Source organism: Micromonospora sp. HK10, from assembly GCF_000982955.1.
Taxonomy (GTDB): domain Bacteria; phylum Actinomycetota; class Actinomycetes; order Mycobacteriales; family Micromonosporaceae; genus Micromonospora.
The window spans coordinates 53363-69101 of sequence record NZ_KQ058883.1 but is presented as its reverse complement, the minus strand read 5'-3'; the positions used below and the strand labels follow the sequence as shown (position 1 = coordinate 69101).

19 protein-coding genes are annotated in these 15739 nt (G+C 71.4%); 9 read left to right on the top strand and 10 right to left on the bottom strand.

The window, feature by feature from the left end; all coding sequences use genetic code 11:
- Window positions 1–732: 732 nt before the first annotated feature.
- On the top strand, window positions 733–1521 hold the full coding sequence (locus tag LQ51_RS26975; RefSeq protein ID WP_046570510.1) for an SAM-dependent methyltransferase: 789 nt from the start codon (window positions 733–735) through the stop codon (window positions 1519–1521).
- Window positions 1522–1600: 79 nt separating this feature from the next.
- Here the strand turns inward: LQ51_RS26975 and LQ51_RS26970 are convergent, their stop codons facing one another.
- The 8 genes from LQ51_RS26970 to LQ51_RS33070 form a co-directional block, all read right to left on the bottom strand.
- Window positions 1601–3202, bottom strand: coding sequence for an FAD-dependent monooxygenase (locus tag LQ51_RS26970; RefSeq protein WP_046570509.1), 1602 nt, complete (start codon window positions 3200–3202; stop codon window positions 1601–1603).
- Window positions 3203–3332: 130 nt separating this feature from the next.
- Window positions 3333–4601 (bottom strand): MFS transporter, encoded by a 1269-nt coding sequence (locus LQ51_RS26965; RefSeq protein WP_046570506.1) that lies wholly within the window; start codon window positions 4599–4601, stop codon window positions 3333–3335.
- Complete coding sequence (locus tag LQ51_RS26960) at window positions 4601–6016, bottom strand: FAD-dependent oxidoreductase (RefSeq protein WP_046570505.1); 1416 nt, start codon at window positions 6014–6016, stop codon at window positions 4601–4603. The genes LQ51_RS26965 and LQ51_RS26960 overlap by 1 nt, the downstream gene beginning before the upstream one ends.
- 75 nt (window positions 6017–6091) lie before the next feature.
- Complete coding sequence (locus LQ51_RS26955; RefSeq protein WP_046570503.1) at window positions 6092–6586, bottom strand: GNAT family N-acetyltransferase; 495 nt, start codon at window positions 6584–6586, stop codon at window positions 6092–6094.
- Window positions 6586–6912 carry an ArsR/SmtB family transcription factor gene (locus LQ51_RS26950; RefSeq protein ID WP_046570530.1) on the bottom strand — a complete coding sequence of 109 codons (327 nt, stop codon included), beginning with the start codon at window positions 6910–6912 and terminating at the stop codon, window positions 6586–6588. The genes LQ51_RS26955 and LQ51_RS26950 overlap by 1 nt, the downstream gene beginning before the upstream one ends.
- Window positions 6913–6923: 11 nt before the next feature.
- Complete coding sequence (locus LQ51_RS33075) at window positions 6924–8168, bottom strand: M28 family metallopeptidase (protein ID WP_046570501.1); 1245 nt, start codon at window positions 8166–8168, stop codon at window positions 6924–6926.
- Window positions 8165–8413: a hypothetical protein gene (locus LQ51_RS26940; protein WP_046570499.1), complete on the bottom strand. Its 249-nt coding sequence runs from the start codon at window positions 8411–8413 to the stop codon at window positions 8165–8167. The genes LQ51_RS33075 and LQ51_RS26940 overlap by 4 nt, the downstream gene beginning before the upstream one ends.
- A gap of 14 nt (window positions 8414–8427) precedes the next feature.
- Entirely contained in the window at window positions 8428–8577 is a 150-nt protein-coding gene (locus LQ51_RS33070) for a hypothetical protein (protein WP_156313259.1), read from the bottom strand.
- A 91-nt stretch (window positions 8578–8668) separates the two neighbouring features.
- Here LQ51_RS33070 and LQ51_RS26935 point away from each other — a divergent pair, with 91 nt between their 5' ends.
- A complete protein-coding gene (locus LQ51_RS26935) occupies window positions 8669–9052 on the top strand; it encodes an ArsR/SmtB family transcription factor (RefSeq protein ID WP_046570498.1) in 384 nt (127 codons plus the stop codon).
- 16 nt (window positions 9053–9068) lie between these two features.
- Here the strand turns inward: LQ51_RS26935 and LQ51_RS26930 are convergent, their stop codons facing one another.
- Complete coding sequence (locus LQ51_RS26930) at window positions 9069–10214, bottom strand: flavin-containing monooxygenase (protein WP_082159679.1); 1146 nt, start codon at window positions 10212–10214, stop codon at window positions 9069–9071.
- Window positions 10215–10276: 62 nt separating this feature from the next.
- Between LQ51_RS26930 and LQ51_RS26925 the strand changes: the two genes are divergently transcribed.
- From LQ51_RS26925 to LQ51_RS33065, 7 genes are all read left to right on the top strand, one after another.
- Window positions 10277–10609, top strand: a complete 333-nt coding sequence (locus LQ51_RS26925; RefSeq protein ID WP_046570526.1) for an ArsR/SmtB family transcription factor — start codon at window positions 10277–10279, stop codon at window positions 10607–10609.
- 90 nt (window positions 10610–10699) lie between these two features.
- Window positions 10700–11386 (top strand): arsenate reductase/protein-tyrosine-phosphatase family protein, encoded by a 687-nt coding sequence (locus LQ51_RS26920; RefSeq protein WP_046570493.1) that lies wholly within the window; start codon window positions 10700–10702, stop codon window positions 11384–11386.
- A complete protein-coding gene (locus LQ51_RS34640) occupies window positions 11383–11793 on the top strand; it encodes a three-helix bundle dimerization domain-containing protein (RefSeq protein WP_369799901.1) in 411 nt (136 codons plus the stop codon). Before LQ51_RS26920 ends, LQ51_RS34640 begins: the two co-directional genes overlap by 4 nt.
- Window positions 11790–12044, top strand: coding sequence for an arsenate reductase/protein-tyrosine-phosphatase family protein (locus LQ51_RS34635; protein ID WP_369799900.1), 255 nt, complete (start codon window positions 11790–11792; stop codon window positions 12042–12044). Before LQ51_RS34640 ends, LQ51_RS34635 begins: the two co-directional genes overlap by 4 nt.
- A 50-nt stretch (window positions 12045–12094) precedes the next feature.
- Window positions 12095–12838 carry an aquaporin gene (locus LQ51_RS26910; RefSeq protein WP_046570491.1) on the top strand — a complete coding sequence of 248 codons (744 nt, stop codon included), beginning with the start codon at window positions 12095–12097 and terminating at the stop codon, window positions 12836–12838.
- Window positions 12839–13013: 175 nt separating this feature from the next.
- Entirely contained in the window at window positions 13014–13421 is a 408-nt protein-coding gene (locus LQ51_RS26905; protein ID WP_046570489.1) for an arsenate reductase ArsC, read from the top strand.
- A 443-nt stretch (window positions 13422–13864) separates the two neighbouring features.
- Window positions 13865–14143 (top strand): hypothetical protein, encoded by a 279-nt coding sequence (locus tag LQ51_RS33065; RefSeq protein WP_046570484.1) that lies wholly within the window; start codon window positions 13865–13867, stop codon window positions 14141–14143.
- Between the two features lie 355 nt (window positions 14144–14498).
- Here the strand turns inward: LQ51_RS33065 and LQ51_RS26890 are convergent, their stop codons facing one another.
- Window positions 14499–15692, bottom strand: a complete 1194-nt coding sequence (locus LQ51_RS26890) for an MFS transporter (RefSeq protein WP_052745077.1) — start codon at window positions 15690–15692, stop codon at window positions 14499–14501.
- Window positions 15693–15739: the final 47 nt, after the last annotated feature.

Sequence of the window (15739 nt, the reverse complement as noted above, 5' to 3'; positions counted from 1 at the left end):
AGCCCTTACGAAACACGGGCTAGCGCGTACGAGCCGCCGCAAAGACCCACAAGAGGCCATGCGGTGCCGGAAGCGGCGCCTGTCCGACGTCGTCCACCGCACCATGTTCAAAGACACGGAGGCCTCTCTGCTGCCGACGGCTTGACATAGAGAGGTGCCACCTCTCGACATCTCACACCACTCCTCCGTCACCCGCCGACCTCTTGCGAACCAGGTGCGGACCACTCGCCCCTGATTCGTAGGAGCGCCCTCGTCCGGCGTCACGGTCGCACCGGTGGTTCGCCGGATCTGCCACCACGGACAACGGCACCGGTCTCAACTTCCTGGACCGTCCAGACGTGATCCACGAAGTCGTCAACGGCGACACCACCGAGCCTCAGCAGCGTCCGGATAGCTGCCGGCGCGTCTTGCCGTCGCGACGACCGATAGTTGATCTGGACCGCCCACGCGGGCCGCTGCCCGGCCGGAAGAGGAAGGCATCCTCACTCATGCCCGGACCGTATACACCGTCAGATTGGAAGTGGGTGATCCGCTGCCCGTAATGCTCGAAACGCCTGCTCGCGGCGGTCGTGCTGCTGACCGCTGGTGCCCGTCGGAAGCCATTCAATGCCGTTCGGCGCGTGCAGTTGCTCCCACCCTGCTCCGCCAGTCTCGGCACGAGACCGCCAACAGATGGTCGGCTTTGCTCCACGGGGGCAGCGCGGAACAGGCCCGTCGACGGACACTGACGTCATGGATCTCACCCCGGATCTCGACACGCCAAGCCCGGCACGGGTCTACGACTACTTCCTCGGCGGGTCGCACAACTTCGCCTCGGACCGCGCGCTGGCCGCCCGGATGGAGCAGGCCATGCCCGATATCGGGCACATCATGCGAGCCAACCGCTCGTTCCTGCGCCGCGCGGTCCGCACGCTCGTCGCCGCGGGCATCCGACAGTTCCTCGACCTCGGCTCCGGCATCCCCACGGTCGGCAACGTGCACGAGATCGCCGCCAAGTCCGCCCCGGACACCGTTGTCGCCTACGTCGACATCGACCCCGTGGCGGTGAACCACAGCCGGCGCCTCCTGACCGACGACCCGCGGGCCGTGGTGCTGCACGCCGACCTCACCGAGCCCGACACCGTGCTCGACGACCCGACACTGCGGAAAGCGATCGACTTCGAACAACCAGTCGCGGTACTGCTGGTGGGCGTCCTGCACCAGCTCGCCGACGACCCGGCCCCGATCATCGCCCACTACCGCGACCGGCTCGCCCCGGGCAGCTACCTCGCCCTGTCCCACGCCTCCTCGGACGAACGGCCCGACGCGCTGGCGCTACGCGACACCTACGACCAGGGATACGCCAACACCGCCCGGATGACTCTCCGCACCAGGCCCGAGATCGAACGGCTCTTCAGCGGCTTCACCCTCGTCCCGCCAGGGCTGGTGCAGCTGCCCGAGTGGCGACCCGACTGGCCGGTCGAACCAGACGAGGACCCCCGCCGCTTCGCCACGTACTGCGGAGTGGGCCAGCTCAGCTGACTGAGGGGTCGAGCACCGACCAATGCCGCCCTGCCTGACCGCTTCAGCCCGGCCGAAGTGGCCACCGTTCAGGGCGAGGCTAGGGTCCGACCCAGCGGCGCAGGTAGGCACCTAGGCCGGTCAGGTCGGTGCCGCCTGCGCGGTAGCCGACGTGCCCGTCCGGACGCACCAGATAAGCGGCCGGCGCGCCGGGAGTGACGCCCAGCCGGCGCAGCACCTGGTCGTCGGCCTCAAGCGCTGCCCCCACCGGGCCGGCGAGGTGATGTGCGGTGAGCCGCCCGCGGTGGCGCCGGGTCAGGTCGTCGATCTCGTGCGCGGGCCAGCCCTCGGGTGGGCCGCAGAGCAGCAGGTGCCAGCCGGGCGCGGCGGTGAGCCGGTGCAGCGAGCCGCCGTCGGCCAGCGGGGCGTCGGGTAGCCGGTCGCCGGCTCGCGGGCCCGTCCGCGGCGCCTGCCGGCCGTCGGTGGACAGCGGGCTGCGGCGGTAGCGGATGGACAGCTGAGCGACCGTGCGGAACGCCGTGGCCCGCACGAACCGGGGCGCGAGGACCGCTGGCAGCAGGACGGGCGCGAGCCGGGTGCGGGCGAAGCGGACCAGCGGGTTGGTGGTGGTGGCGACGGTGAAGGCGCGGTCGCTGAACCGGAGCACCGTCTGGCCGACCGGTGCCCGCTCGGAGTGGTAGCTGTCCAGCAGGGCCGGGTCGGCGTCGGTCTGCAGGGCCTGGGCGAGTTTCCAGCCGAGATTCACCGCGTCCTGGATGCCGGTGTTCATGCCTTGGGCGCCGGCCGGGCTGTGGATGTGCGCGGCGTCGCCGGCCAGGAACACCGGTCCGGCGCGGTAGGCGGTGGCGGCCCGGTGGTGCAGCCGGAAGTTCGTTGCCCACACCGGGTCGTGCAGCCGCAGCGCGCCGCCTGCGTAAGCGTCGGTCAGCGTCTGCAGCTCGGTGAGGTGGACCGGCGCACTCGGCGGTGTCGCGTCGTTGGCGGGTCGCATCGCCACCATCCGCCAACTGGCCGGGTGTCCGAGCGGGAACAGGAACATCAGCCCTCGCCCGGCGAGGAAGGCGTGTGCCGCGCCGGGTTCGACGCCGTCGACCTCCAGGTCGGCCAACACGAACGTCTGCGGGTACGCGCCGCCCTCGAAGCCGATCCCGGCGAACTGTCGCACCGCGCTGTGCGCGCCGTCGCAGCCCACCACGTATCGGGCCGGCACCCGCTCCTCGCGGCCGTCGCGGTCGCGTAGCGTGGCGACCGCGGCCTGGTCGGTATGGTCCAGGCCGACCAGCTCGATACCGCGTTCGACGCTCACGCCGAGCGAGGCGAGGTGCTCGCCGAGCAGCCGTTCTGTCTCTGCCTGGGACAGGAACAGCAGATACGGGTACGCGGTGTCGGGCAGGCCCAGGTCGAACAGTCGCACCGCAGGCTGCCGCCGTCCCGCGTGCACGATCAGCTGGACCGCTGGGTTGCCGGCCGCCACCATCTTGTCGGCCAGACGAAACCCGGCGAGGACCTCCAAGGTGCGGGGCTGAACCGCGAGCGCCCGGGACTCGTGCACCCGGTCGGTTGCCCGGTCGACCAGGCGCACCCGTACGCCGTGCCGGGCGAGCTGCCCGGCCATGGTGAGGCCGGTCGGCCCGGCGCCGACCACCAGCACATCCGTTTCCGAGCCCGCGGCGCCGGTCATCGGCAGCTCCCTGGTTCAGCGGTGGGACGTACCGCCTGTCGGGTCAGGGTAGCGCCAGGCGTGTCGTGTCGGGGCGAACCTCAGCTGCCCGGAGCGGGGCTACTCATGATCGGGGTGGGGGCACCGCAGGCTATTGCGGCGGTTGGCCGGGGTTGTCGTCATGCTCGTCCCCCTCGCTTCTGCTCCCCACGGACAGCATTCCCACGGCGGCCAGGAGGCATGCGGTGGTGACCGCGGCGAGTAGTAGGTGGTAGCCGCCGTGCGGTAGGAGCGTGGCGGCGAGCAGGGGTGCAGCGGCCTTGGCGGTGGTGACGGGGGCGGCGAGTCGTCCGGCGATGGTGGCGTAGGCGGCGGTGCCGTAGCGGTCGGCGAGCAGAGCTGGGGTGGCGAGGCTGGCGATGCCGAAGCCGAGTCCGAATCCAGTGACGGTGATGACGGCGCCCACCCGGCTTCCCGCGGTGAAGGGCATGGCGAGGACAGCGCCCGCCTGAATGGCAAAGACCGTGGCGACGATGGTGGTGATCGGGAGGCGGCGGCGGGCGCTGGTGAGGACGAGTCGGCCGGTGACCGACAGGACGCCGAGGAGCCCGGCGGTGGTGGCGGCGAAGGTGGCGGGATGGCCGCGGCTGGTGAGGTAGCCGACGAGGTGGACGCCGATGGTGCTGGTGGCGGCGCCGTGGGCGATGAGGGCGGCGGCGAGGATCCAGAAGCGGCGGTCGCGCATCGCGGCGCGCGCCGCGATGCGTCGCAGAGTGTGGTCCGGTCGCGCCGCCGGGATGGGTGCCCTGACCTGGGGCGGTCTACGGATCGTGAGGGCATGCAGCGGCACAGTCACTACGCCATGGACCGCGGCTAGCGTGAGCAGGGCTCCGCGCCAGCCGAGCTGCGCGACGAGCAGGCCGGTGAGGGGCATGAAGATGGTGCTGGCGAATCCGGCGACGACGGTGACCGCGAGCAGGGCGGTGGGGCGACGGTCGGGGGTGAACCAGGAGACGATGACGGCGAAGGCGGGTTCGTAGAGGACCATTGCGCCGGTGATGCCGATGCCGATCATCACGGCGTAGAGCTGTCCGATGGTGTGGACCTGGGACCAGGCGATCAGGAGCGCGGTGGCGGTGATCGAGCCGGCGGTCATGAGGGCTCGTCCGCCGTGCCGGTCGAGCCACCTGCCGACCGGGATGGCCATCAGCGCGCCGGCGAGGACGCTGGCGGTGAGCGCGCCGGTGACGGCGGTGGTGGAGGCGTCGAGGCTGGCGGCCATGGGCCCGAGGAGGACGGCGAATGCGTAGTAGAGGGTGCCGTAGCCGATGGTGGAGGTGATGGCGAGGGCGGCGACGATGCGCCACCCGTGGCGCCCGCCGACCGTGGGGCCGGCGGGCGCCGTCGTGATGGTGGGCATCAGCTGGAGCAGCAGCCGCCGGTCTGGCCGCTGGTCGGGGTGTCGAGGCTGATCAGGCTGAGCGGTGCGGAGAGCAGGCCGCCGGAGATCCCGGTGGCGAGCCCTTGTGCGGCCGGCTGGGCTGCAGGGGCGGGGCCGCAGCAGCTGTCGGCGCCGGTGGAGTCGGCGGGGTTGCTGTTGCAGACGCCGGTTCCGGGCAGGTCGAGCTGGACGTCGCGGGCGGCGTCCCAGTCGCCGGCGAGGGCGGCGACGACGGAGCGGACCTGCTCGTAGCCGGTGGCCATGAGGAAGGTGGGCGCGCGGCCGTAGCTCTTCATGCCGACGGCGTAGTAGCCGACCTCGGGGTGGGCGAGTTCGTCAGCGCCGTGCGGGGGGACGGTGCCGCAGGAGTGCTCGTTCGGGTCGATCAGCGGGGCGAGGGCGCGGGTGGCGCCCATGATCGGGTCGAGGTCCAGGCGCAGCTCGGCGGCGATGGAGTGGTCGGGGCGGAAGCCGGTGGCGGCGACGATCCGGTCCACCACAATCGACTCTTCACCGCCGTCGGCGTGCCGGACGACCACGGCGACGCGGCCGTCGGCCGGGGTGAGCGCGTGTACGGAGAAGCCGGTGAGCAGCCGGATCCGGCCGGCGTCCACGTGGTCGCGCAGGCGGGAGCCGAGCGCGCCGCGGGCGGGTAGGGCGTCGGCGTCGCCGCCGCCGTAGGTGCGGGCCGGGGACGCGGAGCGGATCGCCCAGGTCACCTCCGTGCCCGGCTCCGCGGCGGCCAGCTCGGCCAGGGAGAGCAGGGTGTTCGCGGCGGAGTGGCCGGCGCCGACGACGAGGGTGTGCCGGCCGGCGAAGCGGTGCCGGTCCGCGCCGAGCACGTCGGGCAGGGCGTGCTCCAGGAACGCTGCCGCGTCCGTCTCGCCTCGGGCGGGCAGGCCGGAGGCGCCGAGGACGTTGGGGGTGCCCCAGGTGCCGGAGGCGTCGATGACCGCGCGGGCCAGCAGCTCGTCACCGTCGGCGAGGCGGATCAGGAGCGGCGTCTGCTCGCGGCCGGCGGTGCGCAGCCGGTCCAGGCCGAGGCGGCTGATCGCCTCCACCCGGGCGCCGTAGCGCAGGTGCGGCTTGAGCTGCGGCAGCTCCGCCAGGGGCTGGAGGTAGTCGGCGACCAGCTCGGCGCCGGTGGGCAGGGCGTCCTCGGCCGGGGCGACCCAGCCGGCGTCGTCGAGCAGCCGGCGCGCGGCCGGGTCGACGTTGTAGCGCCACGGGGAGAACACCCGCACGTGCCCCCACTGCCGCACCGCCGCGCCGGCGGTGTCACCGGCCTCCAGAACAAGGAAGGGCAGGCCACGCTCGTGCAGGTGGGCGGCGGCGGCCAGACCCACCGGGCCCGCGCCGATCACCACGACGGGCAGCTCGTCCAGGGTGCTCATCGGAAAACTCCTCTGTGTTGAAAACTATCTAATCAAGAAGGTGCAGTTGTGCGCCGGCGGGCGGAGCCGAAGGGCTCAGATGACGGGGCTGCGCCGCTCGAGCAGGACGACATCGCGCCACCGCCCGTGGTGCCGGCCGACCCGCTCGCGGATGCCGATGACGCGGAACCCGGCCCGCTGGTGCAGGGTGAGACTGGCGGTGTTCTCGGGGAAGACGCCGGACTGGATGGTCCAGATGCCGGCGGCCTCGGTGGAGGCGATCAGCGCGTCCAGCAGCAGCCGGGCCACGCCACGCCCTTGGGCGGCGGGGTCGACGTAGACGGAGTGCTCGACCACCCCGGCGTAGACCGCCCGGCTCGACGTCGGCGACACCGCCACCCACCCGAGGACGGTGTCGTCCGCGTCGACGGCCACGAGCCGGTGGTCAGGCAGCTTGCCCGCGTCGAAGGCCGCCCAGGTCGGTGCGGCGGTCTCGAAGCTGGCGTCGCCGCCGTCGAGGCCGGCCTGGTAAATGGCGAGGACACGATCGGCGTCGTCCGAGGTCATCGGGCGGACGGTGATGTCGGCCATCAGCAGGCTCCCTTCGGGGTGGGGGCCGGGCGGCCCATGACGACGTCAGCGGCCGACGGGAAGCAGCCGACGCAGGCGTCGTTGATGCGGTAGTGCCGGGCGGTGCCGACCGGTTCGACGAGCACGAACCGCACCTCGGTCAGGATCTTCAGATGTTGGGAGACGGTGGACTGAGCCAAGCCGACGGCGCTGACGATCTCCCCGACGCTCATCGGCCGGGCGTGCCGGGCCAGGTACTCGACGATCTGCACCCGGGTCGGGTCCGCCAGGGCCCGGAACCACGAGGCGTAGGTCTGCGCGGTGTCCCGGTCGAGGAGGTCGCCCACCACCACTCCCTCTATCGTTTATCGCCGATTGGCGATGAGAGTGTAGCGGGTGCCGCCGCCGTGAGGTGAGCGGTGGCGACAACGAGACGGGCGATGGCGCCGAGGGTGGCGGGGTCAACCTTGTCGGGGGTGTCAGCGGGGCTGTGGTAGCCGCCCATGCCGGCACCGATCCCCACTGCGGCGAACCCGGCGCCGCCGTAGCGGCGGTTGTCCGATGCCACCGGACCCGCGGCCAGGGGGATACCGGTATGGCGCCCGGCCTGGTCGAGCAGGGCGAGGAGACGGTGGGCAGGCCCACCGGCCTCCACCGCGACCGCCCCCTCCAGGCGGCCGGCGCCGTCGACGTTGATGACCAACGGCGCGGCACCCGCGGCCCGGAGTTGACTGGCGTGGTGGGCGGAGCCGAGAGCGCCGACCTCCTCCCCGTCGAGCAGCGCCACAGACAGTCCCGCACCAGCCGGCAGCGCGGGGGCGAGAACGCGGACGGCTTCGAGGACCACGGCGACGCCGGTAGCGTTGTCCGAGGCGCCGGGCAGGCGAAGCCCGGGGTGGTCGCCAACGCCGTCGTAGTGCGCGGTCAGCAGCAGGTCGGCGCCAGCGGGGACAGGCTGCCGGAGGCAGGCGTGGATGTTGGCGCCGGTGACGTCGTCGCGGCGCAGCGGCGTGGCGCCAGCCAGCCAACTGTCCCTCGCGGTCGCGGCGGTGAGCACGGCGTGGTGGGTGTCCGGGTCGAGGGTCAGCACCGGCAACGGCCCCGGGTCCGGGCCGGCGAGCATGGTGAAATGCCAACCCTCGGCGTCGACCGGGCGGCGGACCAGCAACCCGGCCGCGCCGCGGGTGTCGCGGTAGGCGTCGAACAGGCTCACGTCGGCCGGCACGACCAGCCACCGCCCCGCCGGGTCGTCCTTGCCGACGACGCCGAGGGCGCCGCGACGGATGTCCGGCCTGTCGGCGGAGGCCGGGTGGATCGCAACCTGCCGTCCAAACACCAACTCCGTGGTGCCGTCCCGACCGCCCCAGGTGACCGTCGGCGCCGCATACACCTGCGGCACGGCGCGGACCGGGAACTCCTCGGTGCGGACGTCCGCGCCGACGGCGGCGAGCTGGTCGAGGAGCCAGGCGCGGGCCGCCGCCCCGCCCGTCGAGCCGACCCGTCGCCCGGCTAGCGGGTCGGAGGCGAGGATGGCGATGGTGGCGACCATCCGGTCGGCGCTGACCTGCTCGAGCAGGTCCGCGAGGTTGCTTGAGCTGGTCATGAGCAGCAGCCCTGTCCGGCGGCGATGGCGTCGGCCCTGGCCTCGGTGCCACAGCAGGAGTCAGCCGCCCGGGCGGCCCGGCGGGTACCGCAGCACGGGTCACCGCTGGCGGTTGCGCCGGCCGGCGGGAGAATGCCGCCGACGGCCTGTGCCGGGCTGCCGCAGCAGGCGCCGGAGCCGGTGATTTGCAGGGCCGCGGCGGGGTCGCCGGTGAAACCGCCGGCGGTGGGGGTGTTCTGGCTCATGTCGGATCCTCTTCTCAGCGAGGGCTGATCAGCGTGTAGGCACTGGTGCGGGCGCGGTCGAGACGGCGTTCGGCGCGCTGGGCGGCGGTGGACAGCTGGGCACAGGAGTCGCAGAACCGGACACCAGGCAGCGGTGAGCGCGAGCGGCGGGGGAACCCGAACATGACGGAGCCTCACTTCCTCCAAGGACGCCTGTCTCGACGTCCGTCGAATCAGACAGTTGCACGTTGATTAGAGGGATGTCAACCTAGAGGCATGTCGAAGCAACAGGCGCCGCTCCCCCTCATCGACCTGAACGCCGACGTGCCGTGCTGTCCTCCGCTGGCACAGAGCCAGGTTCCCGCCGAAACGGCCGCGGTGCTCGCGCCCGCGTTCAAGGCCCTCGGCGACCCGGTGCGGCTGCGGCTGATGTCGATGATCGCCTCCGCCGAGGACGGGGAGGCGTGCGTGTGCGACCTGACGCCGGCGTTCAACCTGAGCGGGCCGACGATCTCCCACCACCTCAAGACGCTGCGCGAGGCAGGCCTGGTCGACGCCGAACGGCGCGGCACCTGGGTCTACTACCGGGCTCGACCGCAGATCCTGCGCCAGCTCGCCGCGCTGCTGTCGATCGAGCCGGCAGCCGCGGCCACGGTCTGACCTCGCTCCCCCGTCGTCATCCGCCGGCTCCATCGCTGCGCAGGGGCGGCGCCGACCGCTGGGCACCGGATGCCGCGGGACGCACCTGCCGGGTGAGTCGTGAGCGCCGGTCCACGCCTGCGGCGAGGGCTGCCATGACGTGCGCGGCGTCGCGTCCGACACCGCGCAGGGTGTTCGAGGCGAAGGATCGCTGGAATTCCAGCCCCAGGTAGAGCAGGCCGGGATGGGTGGTGGAGATGCCGCCCGCATGTCGGGGTACGCCCTGGTTCAGCGCGCCGAGTGGGGCGAGGTAGTCGAGGTTCGGGCGGTAGCCGGTGGCGAAGATGACGGCGTCGACGGCGTCTGTGGTGCCGTCGCTCCAGACGACGCTGTCAGCGGTGAAGCGGGTGAACATCTCGCGCCGGGGAAGCTCACCTGAGGTGATGGCGTCGTGGTAGCGGCCGGTGTCCAGCACGGCGGCGTGCCGGATGAGCCGGGTGATGACCGGGCGCGGAAGGCGGTCGGCGCCGGTGACGCGCAGCCAGTGGTGCAGGTCCCGACCGCGGATGCGCTGCGGCAGGAACCGGACCGGTTCCCGGGTCGCCAGCGTCACCCGGGCGCGCCCGGTGAGTTCGTAGGCGACCTGGACAGCGGAGTTTCCGGCCCCCACGACCACGACCCTCTTGCCGTCGTATGCCTCGGGTCGGTGGTATTGGGCGACGTGGCGCAGATCCCCGGTGTACTCGCTCTGCCCTGGCAGGGTGGGCAGGTACGGGTTGCCGAAGGAGCCGGTGGCGGCGACGACCCCGACGGCGGGCAGTTCGTCTCCGGTGTCGGTGCGGACGAGGTATCCACCGCTGTCGCCGGGGCGCACGGCGATGACTCGGGTGCAGGTGCGGATCTCGACGTCCAGGGCGTCGGCGTAGCGGCGGAGGTAGTCGACCACCTCGTCGCGGTGCGGGTAACGGTCCGGGTCGCCGTCGAAGGGCATGCCGGGCAGGGTGCTGTAGCGGGCGGGCGAGAACAGAGTGAGGCTGTCGTAGTAGTCAGGCCAGGAGCCCACCGGTTCGGCGCCGGAGTGCAGGACCACGGGTCGCAGGCCAGCGTCCAGGTCGGCGCGGGCGGCGGCGAGGCCGGACTGCCCGCCGCCAACGATGATCACGGGATTGACCTGATCGTTCACACCACAAACATATCGTCGTTTCGTTGAATGACAATATGGTGGTGCCAAGGGAAGGTGTGACCATGAGCCAGACCGCCGCCGACCAGCCGGCCAGGCCGCAGAGCGCCGCTTCGGGCCTCGCGCCGCAGACGCAGGAGTTCCTCAAGGCCCTCGGCAGCCCTACCCGGCAGCGGATCATGATGCTGTTCGCCCGCGGCGCCGAGATGTCGGTAGGTGAGGTGGCCGAGCGGGTAGGCATCAGCCAGGCCACGGCGTCGCAGCAGCTGACGCTGCTGCGACGCGGCGGCGTGGTCACCTCGCGGCGAGACGGCAAGACGGTGTTCTACCGAGCCGACCGCGACGGTGCCATCGCCGCCATGACGGACTTGCAGTCCTATCTGGCGACCTGCTGCTGATCAGCCGGCACCCCCACCGGCCCCCGTTGAGATCCGGGCCTTCACGAGACCAGCTTGACTCGGCAAATTTACTCAGCGATATTTGACTCAATGAATACTGAGCCTTCTTCCCTCGATCGGCGGGCCCGCATCCACGCCGCCCTCGGTGACCCGGCCCGCCTGGCGATCGTGGACGCGCTCACTCTTGGCGACGCCTCCCCGGGGGAGATCGCACACACGCTCGACATACCGACGAACCTGGTCGCCCACCACGTCAAGGTCCTCACCGACGCCGGCCTGGTCGTCAAGGGCCGCTCCGAGGGCGACCGGCGCCGCACCTACCTTCGCCTGCGCCCTGAGACGCTGGCCGCTCTCGCCACCCCGCGGCTGGCCGGCGTGGGCCGGGTGGTGTTCGTGTGTACCCACAACTCGGCCCGCTCGCAGCTGGCCGCCGCGCTGTGGAAGCAGGCCGCCCACGGCGATGTCGCCTCCGCCGGCACGAAGCCCGCCACCCGGGTGCACCCGCGTGCGGTGGCCGTGGCCCACCGCCACGACCTCGACCTGGACCCGACCGGCACCGCCCACGTCGCCGATGTCGTCCGTCGCGACGACCTGGTGATCGCCGTCTGTGACAACGCCCATGAGGAACTGACCGGCCCGATCCGCCCCCGCCTGCACTGGTCGGTCCCGGACCCGGTGCGTGTGGACACCGACGAGGCGTTCGAGGCCGCCTACGCCGACCTGGCCGACCGCGTCGACCGGCTCGCCCCCGCCATCCTGCCCGGAGGCCCCCGATGACCGACGTCACCGCCCACCCCCTCCAGGAGATCACCCTCGATCAGCAGGTCGCCCTGCACACCGCCGCGACGCGACTTGCTGAGGAGTTCGACGGCATCTACGGCACCGAAACCATCGAGCGGTTCCTGCAGACCAGCTACGACCAGTTCGCCACCGCCGCCACCACCGCGAACTACCTGCCGCTGCTCGCCGAGCGCTTCGCCCGCCAGCGGCTGCGGGCCCTCGCCCGGGTTGAGGGGCACCACCGCGACGGCCGCCCCGTCGTGCTGTTCCTGTGCACCCAAAACGCCGGCCGCTCCCAGATAGCCTTGGGTTTCTTCACCCACCTGGCCGGCGACGAGGCGATCGCCTGGTCCGGTGGCAGCGAACTCGGCATCGAGATCAACCCCTATGCGACCGCGCGATGACCGAACGCGGCATCGACATCTCGGAGGAGCTCCCCAAGCCGTGGACCGACGAGGTGGTCCGGGCCACCGACATCGTGGTCACGATGGGCTGCGGCGACGCGTGCCCTCTCTTCCCCGGCACCCGCTACGAGAACTGGATCGTGGATGACCCCGCCGGGCTCGACCTGGCCGACGTGCGGCCGATCCGCGACGAGATTGGGTGCCGCGTCCGTCGCCTGCTCGACGCGCTGAACGTCCCCGCCACCCGATAACCAATCTGCTCGACGATCCGGGACAGCACCATCATGGGAGACAAAGACTGATGACCATCGCACTTCGGCGGCGCCTGCTGGCCGAGTTCATCGGCACCGCCCTGCTGGTCACCGCCGTGATCGGCTCCGGCATCATGGCCGCCACCCTCTCCCCCGGCGATGTGGGCCTGCAACTACTGGAGAACTCCACCGCCACCGCGTTCGCCCTCGGCGCGCTGATCCTGATCTTCGGCCCGGTCTCCGGCGCGCACTTCAACCCCGTCGTCTCCGCCGCTGACTGGTTCCTCGGCCGCCGCGCCGGCACCGGCCTCACCGCCCGAGACCTGGGCGGCTACGTCGTGTCGCAGGTGCTGGGTGCGATCGCCGGGTCCGTGCTGGCGAACCTGATGTTCGATTTCGCCGCCGTCGACTTCTCCGGCAAGGACCGCGCCGCCGGGCACTTGTGGCTGGGTGAGGTCGTCGCCACGGCCGGCCTGATCCTGCTGATCTTCGCCCTCGCCCGCTCCGGCCGCGCCGCGGTCGCACCCGCGGCCGTCGGCTCCTACATCGGCGCCGCCTACTGGTTCACCTCGTCGACCTCGTTCGCCAACCCGGCGGTTACCATCGGCCGCGCGTTCACCGACACCTTCGCCGGCATCGCCCCCACCTCCGTGCCCGGCTTCGTCGTCGCGCAGCTTGTGGGCCTTGCCGTCGGTGTCGGCCTGCTCGCCGCCCTCTACCCCGACGCGGGCGCCGCCGCCGACCAGGTCGTCGTCCCCAGCGACGAGGACGCCGCCATCGGCCGCCGCTCATGACAACCCCGCACCCACACGGCACCGGCGGCGCTCGGCCTGATGCCAAAGTCGTCAACCACCGCCGTGACCCCGGCCGCTACCGGACGCTCGACCGCAACAGCGACCCGGCCCACCTGTTCCCCGACCCCGACGACCAGCCGGTCAACCGGCCCTCGCACCGCATGGAAGGCACCCGATGAGCGACAAGCCCAGCGTCCTGTTCGTCTGCGTCCACAACGCCGGCCGCTCCCAGATGGCCGCCGGCTGGCTGCGCCACCTCGCCGGCGACACCGTCGAAGTCCGCTCCGCCGGCAGCGCCCCCGCCAACCAGATCAACCCCGCCGCCGTCGAGGCCATGCGCGAGGTCGGCATCGACATCACCAACCAGACCCCCAAGCTCCTGGAGTACGAGACCGCGGAGTCCTCCGACGTCATCGTCACCATGGGCTGCGGCGACGCCTGCCCCGTCTTCCCCGGCAAGCGCTACGAGGACTGGAAGCTCGAAGACCCCGCCGGCAAGGGCGTCGACGCCGTCCGCCCCATCCGCGACGAGATCCGCACGCGCGTGGAGAGGTTACTCACCGAGCTGCGCCCCACCGCCTGACATCGCCGTCGTTGCCGCCCGCTGGATCCCCACCCTGGCGGCGGCTCACCCCTGAGCAGGAGGCCCTCTATCCTGACCGGCGCCGCCCGCGGTCCGGCCTGCTTGGCCGGGCGCCGGGGCCGACAGCTACCCGTCCAGCCGGGAGCCGATGTCGGCGACCGTCGCCTTCGCTGTCCGGCCGGCACCCATCAGCGTGGCTGACGCCGGCCCCGTCCAATCGCCGTAACCCAACAAGTAGAGGCGAGGCTCGTCCACCGACCGAGTGCCCTCGGTGGCCACCTTGCCTTGCCGCCACCCGGCAGCAGGCGGGCCGCGTACGCCCACCCGATGGTGCGCCGGCTCGCCGACCAGGCCGCCGTCCGCCGGCGGGGGGTGAAGTCGGTGTCGGTGGAGGGCCAGTCCGTGACCCCTGCAGTCGCAGGTGGCTTCGGTAAGCGGCCCAGGTGGCCGGGGATGCCTGGTGTGTTGATTCCCAGATCGGTACCCAGTCGGCGAGGGGGGATCCGGCCGCCGCGGAGGTCGATGAAGGTGTCGCGGGCGAGTTCCACGTCGACTTCCTTGGCGCGCAGGACGGCGTCGGCGCGGCGCTCGTGGAGGGAGTCGGTGGTGACGGTGCCATCGGGCATACGGAGGCGGACGCGGAATTTGGCGCCACGCTTTCCACCCAGGCCATCAGGTACTCCGATCGTTTTGTGTCTGGTCCGGCGCTGATTGATGCGTGACTTCGGGGTTGGGGCAAGTCGGTGGTGGAGAGTGGGCGCGGCCGGCGCCCCGCCGCCGTCGGGTGGCCGGTTCGGCGGCGGCGATGATCGCGGCGAGGTCGGCGGCGGAGAACCGCAGGTGCTTGCCGAGGAAGGTGCGGGGGATCCGGCGACGACCGGCGCGGCGGCGCAGCCAGGATGCCGGGACACGTAGCAGCGCCGCAACCAAGGCGGCCCGACCACAGGCCAAACCGTGTCCCACCCCTGAACGACTACCCCGGAGCAAGCCGATCACGTGATCGGCGATTTTGCCGTGCTCCGAAACCGCCGATACCGAAGCTATTCAACCGAACTCAGAACGAACCGCGTCGGTGAATCAAGGCTGAGTGAAGGCCGCGAGCAATCCGCCACGGAGGTACAACAGCACCGCGGTCGCGTACGCGACCGCGCTGAGGAAGGCGATGCCGTAGAACCCGTGGAACGTGGTGAACAGGATTCCGGAGATGGCGCCGCCGATGCTCGCCGCTGTGTACAGCGCCGCGTTTGTCAGTGATGCGACCGCGCCGCGCGCGGTCGTGGTCAGCGATTGCATGACCGTCATGAGCACGGGAAGCACGAATCCGGCTACCAGGAACATCAGCACGAGCATGACCTCGGCCGTGGCCAGGTCTGGTGCGAACGGCAGCACGACACACAGCACCGCAAGTGCGCAGCCACCGACCAGTACCGAGCGGGACAGTCCGAGCCGCTTGGCGAGGCGGCTGCCGAACATCGATCCGATCGTGTTGCCCGCACCGAGCCCGATGATCGCGAGGCCGACCTGGGCCACCGAGAGTCCGAAGGCGAAGGTGTACCAGGTTCCGATAAAGGTGAATACGGTGTAGATACCGACCCCGAAGACGAGGTATCCGACCAGGTACCACCTCGCTCGCGGCACGCCGAGGACGCCACGATAGGAGGACAGGATGCCACCGGTGCCGTCCGCGGTCGCCGGTACCGGCGGGAACCAAGCGACCACTGCCGCCGTGACGACCACCGACACGGCGCCGAGCGCAAAGAATGGTAGTCGCCAACTCGTCGCGGCCAGGATGCTGCCGGTCGGTACCCCAACCACCTGGGACATAGACAAGCCGGCCGTCGCGTACCCCATTGCGGACAGCACCCGCTCGGCCGGCACCACGGCGGGAATCGTCGCCCAGATCTGCGGCACGACGAGTGACGCAGCGATCCCGGCGAACGCCCGGAGCGTGACCATCGTCCAGAAGCTCGGCGCTAGCCCACAGGCCGCAGTGGACAGTGCGAAAGCGGCGAGGCCGGCGATCACGACTGTCTTTCGGTTCATCCTATCGGAGACTGGCCCGGCCACCAGCGCAAAGGCCGCATAGCCGATGGAGTAGGAACTGACCAACCACCCTGACACCTCGGTGCTGACCCGGTACTGATGCGACAGCGTGGGCAGCAGCGGCGCGACGAGGAAGGTGTCGGTACCGATGACGAACGTGATGCTGAGGGCGAGGATCGAGACTCGGGTAATGGCGAGCGGTGACGGGTTCGCGGATCTGGTCGGCACGCACAGACGCTAAACTTTGACACCCGTATCAAGGTCAAGCGACGGGG

What these genes read in the sequence shown, in the direction of transcription:
- LQ51_RS26935 (WP_046570498.1), top strand. Translation starts at nt 8,669, where the DNA reads ATGTCGAAGCAACAGGCGCCGCTCCCCCTCATCGACCTGAACGCCGAC.
- LQ51_RS33070 (WP_156313259.1), bottom strand. Translation starts at nt 8,577, where the DNA reads ATGTTCGGGTTCCCCCGCCGCTCGCGCTCACCGCTGCCTGGTGTCCGG.
- LQ51_RS26965 (WP_046570506.1), bottom strand. Translation starts at nt 4,601, where the DNA reads ATGCCCACCATCACGACGGCGCCCGCCGGCCCCACGGTCGGCGGGCGC.
- LQ51_RS33075 (WP_046570501.1), bottom strand. Translation starts at nt 8,168, where the DNA reads ATGACCAGCTCAAGCAACCTCGCGGACCTGCTCGAGCAGGTCAGCGCC.
- LQ51_RS26920 (WP_046570493.1), top strand. Translation starts at nt 10,700, where the DNA reads ATGAATACTGAGCCTTCTTCCCTCGATCGGCGGGCCCGCATCCACGCC.
- LQ51_RS26905 (WP_046570489.1), top strand. Translation starts at nt 13,014, where the DNA reads ATGAGCGACAAGCCCAGCGTCCTGTTCGTCTGCGTCCACAACGCCGGC.
- LQ51_RS34640 (WP_369799901.1), top strand. Translation starts at nt 11,383, where the DNA reads ATGACCGACGTCACCGCCCACCCCCTCCAGGAGATCACCCTCGATCAG.
- LQ51_RS34635 (WP_369799900.1), top strand. Translation starts at nt 11,790, where the DNA reads ATGACCGAACGCGGCATCGACATCTCGGAGGAGCTCCCCAAGCCGTGG.
- LQ51_RS26940 (WP_046570499.1), bottom strand. Translation starts at nt 8,413, where the DNA reads ATGAGCCAGAACACCCCCACCGCCGGCGGTTTCACCGGCGACCCCGCC.
- LQ51_RS26925 (WP_046570526.1), top strand. Translation starts at nt 10,277, where the DNA reads ATGAGCCAGACCGCCGCCGACCAGCCGGCCAGGCCGCAGAGCGCCGCT.
- LQ51_RS26910 (WP_046570491.1), top strand. Translation starts at nt 12,095, where the DNA reads ATGACCATCGCACTTCGGCGGCGCCTGCTGGCCGAGTTCATCGGCACC.
- LQ51_RS26955 (WP_046570503.1), bottom strand. Translation starts at nt 6,586, where the DNA reads ATGGCCGACATCACCGTCCGCCCGATGACCTCGGACGACGCCGATCGT.
- LQ51_RS26970 (WP_046570509.1), bottom strand. Translation starts at nt 3,202, where the DNA reads ATGACCGGCGCCGCGGGCTCGGAAACGGATGTGCTGGTGGTCGGCGCC.
- LQ51_RS26960 (WP_046570505.1), bottom strand. Translation starts at nt 6,016, where the DNA reads ATGAGCACCCTGGACGAGCTGCCCGTCGTGGTGATCGGCGCGGGCCCG.
- LQ51_RS26975 (WP_046570510.1), top strand. Translation starts at nt 733, where the DNA reads ATGGATCTCACCCCGGATCTCGACACGCCAAGCCCGGCACGGGTCTAC.